General features: G+C 71.0%; 5 protein-coding genes and 1 pseudogene. 3 read left to right on the forward strand and 3 right to left on the reverse strand.

Annotated features, from left to right (window positions below; all coding sequences use genetic code 11):
- Nucleotides 1-348: 348 nt before the first annotated feature.
- Nucleotides 349-2,070, forward strand: a complete 1,722-nt coding sequence (locus tag ACLEQD_RS24440) for a DUF4157 domain-containing protein (protein WP_410387206.1) — start codon at nt 349-351, stop codon at nt 2,068-2,070.
- 6 nt (nt 2,071-2,076) lie between these two features.
- On the opposite strand, the gene ACLEQD_RS24445 is transcribed toward ACLEQD_RS24440, so the two are convergent.
- The gene (locus ACLEQD_RS24445; protein ID WP_410387208.1) at nt 2,077-2,742 is read right to left on the reverse strand and encodes an EamA family transporter; all 666 of its coding nucleotides are present in this window, start codon (nt 2,740-2,742) and stop codon (nt 2,077-2,079) included.
- The gene (locus ACLEQD_RS24450; protein WP_410387210.1) at nt 2,703-2,975 is read right to left on the reverse strand and encodes an EamA family transporter; all 273 of its coding nucleotides are present in this window, start codon (nt 2,973-2,975) and stop codon (nt 2,703-2,705) included. The genes ACLEQD_RS24445 and ACLEQD_RS24450 overlap by 40 nt, the downstream gene beginning before the upstream one ends.
- 204 nt (nt 2,976-3,179) lie before the next feature.
- Here ACLEQD_RS24450 and hrcA point away from each other — a divergent pair, with 204 nt between their 5' ends.
- Nucleotides 3,180-4,211: a heat-inducible transcriptional repressor HrcA gene (gene hrcA, locus ACLEQD_RS24455; protein ID WP_410387212.1), complete on the forward strand. Its 1,032-nt coding sequence runs from the start codon at nt 3,180-3,182 to the stop codon at nt 4,209-4,211.
- A gap of 11 nt (nt 4,212-4,222) precedes the next feature.
- Here hrcA and ACLEQD_RS24460 read toward each other — a convergent pair whose 3' ends face one another.
- A complete protein-coding gene (locus ACLEQD_RS24460; protein ID WP_410387213.1) occupies nt 4,223-5,128 on the reverse strand; it encodes a lipid kinase in 906 nt (301 codons plus the stop codon).
- Nucleotides 5,129-5,440: 312 nt separating this feature from the next.
- On the opposite strand from ACLEQD_RS24460, the pseudogene ACLEQD_RS24465 reads away from it, so the two are divergent.
- Nucleotides 5,441-5,721, forward strand: a pseudogene (locus ACLEQD_RS24465) (transcriptional regulator); the annotation flags it as partial.

The raw sequence follows: 5,721 nt of genomic DNA on the forward strand, positions 1-5,721 counted from the left end.
CGACGTACCCCAGCTCGCCGTGCCGGGATGCACGCGTCCCTCCGGCACACGCCGTCAGCAGGGCACCGGCCACCCAGAGACTCTTCATGGAACGCACGCGCCGGACGCTATCGCCTCCTTGGCTTCGGCGATGTCCATGCTTGAGGGCGTCACCTGGATTTCAAGGAGCCTCGCGCGAGGCGCGGGCCGCCTTGATGATCGCGTGAGCTGGGCGCCCGGGTGTAGTAGATGTTTCACGAGACACACCTCGATACATGGGGAGCACGGAATTTGGATTCTCCGCACCCTTGGCTTACCCCCATGCTCCTGAAGCGGGCCTGCGCTCGAGGCCGGGAACTCCCAAGGCGGGTGCGTGTCCGGTTCGAGCAGGCCTTCCGTGCCGACCTGAGCGCTGTGCGCCTGCACGAGCATCCCCTGGTCGCGCGGCTGGGCGCCAAGGCCCTGTGCTGGGGCGAGCAGATCCTCTTCGCTCCGGGCGCACTGGCGCTCGACTCGGCTCGGGGGAGCCGGATCCTCGCGCATGAGCTGGTGCACGTGCTGCAACAGCGCGCGGGGCGCGTCCCTCACGGCGACGGCGGGACCGGGCTGCTCGTGGACGGGGTCCTGGAGGCAGAGGCCGAGGCCCTGGCGGCACAGGCCCTCTCGGGGGAGCGTGTGCCGCTCGCGGCGTCCTGGGCACATGGGGGCCGGTGGACTTCGCCCACCGTCGCGCTTCAGGCGTACCACGTCATCCAGAACGCCCAGCTCGGCGCCCAGGACGTCCACCTCCACAACGCCACCTTCGAGACCCAGCGGGACGGAGTGCGTCCCCACCCCTACCCGAAGACGCACGGGGACAGCTTCCTCCTCGACGCAGGGACCGTGAACGTCGTCCTGCGGCCGCACAACCAGGTCGCGCTCCGGGTCTCGGATGACAACGAACTCGCCATCGAGGACACGGACCCCCGCCACGAACAGTCCAAGCACTTCTTCGCCACGGACCGCGCCATCGACCGGTGCAACCGCGCGTTGCGGTCCGCGGGCTCCAGCTATCGCATCGCCAAGGTGCCCGGGCCGCGCTACCTGGAAATCGGTCCCCCCGCGCAGCCGGGCTGCCTGCCCTTCCTGAGCGGCCCGGGACCCAAGCGGCTGTTCCAGGTGGCGATGTCCGAGGACGGGCACCTCGAGCCCGCCGTGTCGCAGAACTGCAATGAAATCTCCGGCAAGGTCATGGGCGAGCAGCAGGACTCGCGGCGCACCGTGAAGCTCACGCAGTCCGGCAATCAGCTCTTCCTCAACCTCCCACGCTGGCAGCTCGGCGGGTGGGCCCCGGTCTTCCCGGCCCATGGCGACATCCCGTTCCGGCTGGCGGTGCTCATCACCACGTTCCTCTTCCATGGACAGGGAGAGGGCCCCAACGCCGCGGCGGCCCGGCAACGCGCGGTCAACGACTACCAGGTGGGGCTGCAGAACGCGCTGGCGGGGGCCAACACCCCCCAGGCCCAGATGGCGGCGCTCGCGGGCTACTACGGCCCCATTGGACGCAATTATGGGCGGCTGGTGAACCGGGTGCGCGCCAACGCCCCCATGACGCTCAACGGCGTCAACCTCAACGGCGCCACGCTGAGCGCTCGCTACGAGCAGCTCCTCTTCCGGCTGGGCCTCAATGCCTATGCGGACCCGCGGGTGGGGGACGCGTTCCAGACGTACTCCGTGGGCGCCATGGAGCGCTACCAGGATGCCCAGAACCGCAACTGGATGCGGATGCGGGACGAGGTCGCCCCCCGCCCCGCGGCGCCCATCCCTCCGCCTGTCTACTGCGAACCGGTGTGGGAGTATCACTGGGGCGGCGTGGTCGCGGAGAGCGGCGCGGACCGCATCACCTTCGAGAACTACGCCCGCAACTACGAGGACCGCCAGGGGCCCCAGCTCCAGGGCGGCGAGTTCCGCTCGTTCTTCCAGATGACCCGCGTGCCCACCCAGGTCGGGGATCCGCTCATCGCCCAGTCCTGGCACGAGAGCTGTTACGCCCACGGCTTCGCCAATGCCCTGACGATGTGCGTCTCCAAGCTCAGCCGCTGCGGGCGCTGAACCTTCTCACCGTTTCCCGCGCGCCAGCAGCATCACCGAGACCAGGATGGCGCTCATCGCTCCCAGGGTCAGCGGCCCCAGCGTCTCTCCCGCGAACACCACGCCCAGCAGCACCGCCACCGCCGGGTTCACGTACGCGTAGCTCGTCGCGAGCGCCGGCCTCGCGTGCCGCAGCAGATAGCCGTACGCGCTGAACGCCACCAGCGAACCGAACACCACCAGGTACACGAACGCCACCACCGCGCGCGGGGGCACCGCGTCCGCCATCCGCTCCCCCAACACGAAGCTCACCGCCATCATCATCACGCCCGCGCTCAACATCTGCGTCGCCGGCGTCATCAGCCCCTCGGGCATCGGCAACCGCCGGCTCCACACCGAACCGAAAGCCCACGCCGCCGGCGCCACCAGCAGCGCCAGCGCCGCCATGCCCCCGCCTCCCATGTCCCCACCCAGGTTCAGCAGCGCCACCCCCGCGAAGCCCAGCACCAGCCCCACGAACTCGGCGCGGCCCGGCCTCTGCCCGAAGGCCGCCCCGAAGATGGCCACCCACAACGGCATGCTCCCCACCACCAGCGCCGCCACCCCGGACGGCACCCCCAGGTTCTGCGCGAACGCGATGCCGCCGTTGCCCATCACCAGCAACAGGAAGCCCGTCGCCGCGCCGCCCCCCACTGCCTCAGCCCCGGCCCCGGCTGCCCCTTCAGCCGCAACCCCGCGAACAGCAGCCCGCCCGCCAGCAGGAAGCGCAGCCCCGCCATCCGGAAGGGCGGGAAGCCCGTCAGCGCGAACCGCATCGCCAGGTAGGTGGACCCCCAGATGACGTAGAGCGAGAAGAGGCTGAACAGCAGCCGGCCCCGGTGGGGCGCGGGCTCGGCAACGTCGGGGGTCGCGGTCGCGGTCGTCACGGCGGCGCGCTTCTAACCCCCGCCACCCTCCAGGGCGATGTGCGCTTTGCCGTACCCGGCCCCCGGGCCAGGAAGCCAGCGCCCCGCCTGCCTGCCCTCCTGGACGCGCGCCGGATTGAATGCCCCGGGCGTCCCTTTTAGAATTCTACAGGAGCCATGGAGACCCGGAGGTCGGGTCGACAGCTTTCCGGAGCGTGAGCGGGAATGCCCGACGAGTTGGGTGAGCGCGAGAAGGAAGTCCTCCGGGCCGTGGTGCAGGAGTACATCACCACGGGCGGACCGGTCGGCAGCCAGCAGCTGACGCGCCGCGGAGAGTTCGAGGTCTCCTCCGCGACCATGCGCAACGTGCTCGCCGACCTGGAGGCCCTGGGCTTCCTGGAGAAGCCCCACACCTCCGCGGGGCGCGTGCCCACCGACCGCGGCTACCGCTTCTACGTGGACACCCTGGTGAAGCTGCGCGACCCCGCCCCCCGCGACCGCGAGCTCATCCACGCCGGGCTCATCCATGAGTCCAGCCTGGACGACATCCTGTCGGAGGCCAGCCGCGTGCTGCACTCGCTCACCCGGCACGCAGGCGTCGTCCTCACGCCCCGCCCCGACGCCGCCGTGTTCCAGCGCATCGAGTTCCTGCGCCTGCGCGAGAACCGCGTGCTCGCCATCCTCGTGGGCCAGAACGGCCAGGTGCACAACAAGGCCCTCACCGTGGACTTCCCGGTGACGTCCGACGAGCTCATCAAGGCCAGCAACTACCTCTCCGAGCTCCTGCACCAGGTGCCCCTGGAGGAGGCGCGCGAGCGCATCCGCGCGGAGATGGACCAGGAGCAGGCGCTCTACAACGCGCTGACCGCCAAGGCCCTCAAGCTGGGCGCCGCCGCCACCGACCTGCAGACGCCGGAGCGCGTGCTCATCGAAGGCACCGGCTCCTTCCTGGAGCAGCCCGAGTTCGCCGACGTGGAGCGCATCCGCGCGCTGTTCCGCGCCCTGGATGAGAAGCACAAGCTGCTGCACCTCTTGGACCGCGTGCAGCGCACCAAGGAGATGCACGTCTTCATCGGCGCGGAGAGCGAGTTCTCCGCCGCCGGCGACGTCACCGTCATCGCCAGCCCCTACGGCACGGCGGAGGCGGTGCTGGGCACCGTCGGCGTCATCGGGCCCACGCGCATGGACTACCGGCGCGTGATTCCCCTGGTGAACTTCACCGCCCAGGTGCTCTCCAGCGTGCTGGAGAAGGTGTAGCGCGCACGTCCCTACTGCGGCGCGGGCGCGTAGACGCGCAGCGCCGCGGGGGCGACCTCGAAGCGCATGGGCGTCATGCCCACGTTCTCCCCGTCCGCGTTCACCTCCATGGGCGGGTCCGTCTCCACGACGAGCCGCGCGGTGTGCAGGTGCACGACGGACTCGTGCTCCAGGTGCCCGCCGCTGCGCATGCCCAGCGCCACGCGCGCCAGCGTGGCCACGTCCTGCAGGTGGCCCAGCCCCGTGCGCTCGCCGCCGTCCGCCACGGACGGGGCGGTGATGGCGTAGACGTGGAACCGGCGGTCGTCCAGCGTGGCGTCCGGCGCCACCATGTTGCCCGCGCCGTGGTAGCGGCCGTTGCCCACCACCAGCTGGAGCGCGTCCACCTCCAGCGTCCGGTCGTCCGCCTGGAGCCGGGCGTGGAAGGGCTGCAGCGTGCGCATCTCCGCGGCGGCGGCCATGGGGTAGGCCAGCTTCCCGGCGCGCTGCTTCAATTCCTGCGTGAGCCGCTTCGCGATGGCGGTGGTGAGCCCCAGGCTGGCGGCGTTGAGGAAGGGCCGCCCGTTGACGAGCCCCACGTCCACGCGCGCCGTGTAGCCCCCGGCGATGACGTCACACGCGGCCTCCAGCGTGTCCGGGATGCCCAGCGAGCGCGCGAAGTCGTTGCCGGTGCCCAGCGGCACCACGCCCAGCGTCACGTCGCGGCCCAGCAGGGCCTGCGCCGCGCAGCTGATGGTGCCGTCACCTCCCCCCACGAGGATGCGGCGGGCCCCCTGCGCGATGGCCTCCTCCACCACCTTGCGCAGGCGCTTGGGCCGCGTCAGCGCGTGCGCGGCCATGAGCGGAATGCCGTGGGCGGCCAGCAGCTCGCGGGCGTTCTCGAAGGCGTCGCGCCCGGAGCGCGAGCGCGTGTTCACCACCAGGACCGCGGGCCCGCCATCCAGGTGGCGGAGGCGTGGCGGCGCGTTGAGTGCGGGTTCCAGGCGAAACCTCGGCTTTCTGTGAGGCGTCTCCAAGCTGCGCACGACAGCGCTCCAGCACCAGCCGGACCCGGGCGAAAAGGACGGAGGCACTGTCCATTCCCCATCCCCGGAAGCCGGCATGCTTCCTGGAGTGGACAGGGGTAGGGGGCTGGCGGGTTCCCTCCCTGGGGAGGCGTGCTCACCTTGCAGGCGACGCGGACTCCGTGCCTCGGACCCGCGCCGGGACCGTTTCCAGGAGGGTATTGCATGGCACGAGGAAGCAAGGAGAAGTACTCGGCGAAGCAGAAGCGCATGGCCGAGCACATCGAGAAGGGCTACGAGGACAAGGGCACCAGCGAGAAGACCGCGGAGGCCCGCGCCTGGGCCACGGTGAACAAGCTCACCGGAGGCGGGACGAAGGGCGGCTCCGGCAGCAAGGCGAAGGCGGCCCGCCGGCGCCCCGCGGCGCGCAAGAACGCGCGCAAGGCCGGGCGCGTGGGCGGAAAAGCGCCGCGCGGCACCGCGAAGAAGAGCGCCACCTCCAGCCG

The organism is Corallococcus sp. 4LFB, from assembly GCF_046520365.1.
Taxonomy (GTDB): Bacteria; Myxococcota; Myxococcia; order Myxococcales; family Myxococcaceae; genus Corallococcus; species Corallococcus caeni.

Bases quoted from the DNA above. Each gene is read 5' to 3' on its own strand.
- hrcA (WP_410387212.1), top strand. From the start codon at position 3,180: ATGCCCGACGAGTTGGGTGAGCGCGAGAAGGAAGTCCTCCGGGCCGTG.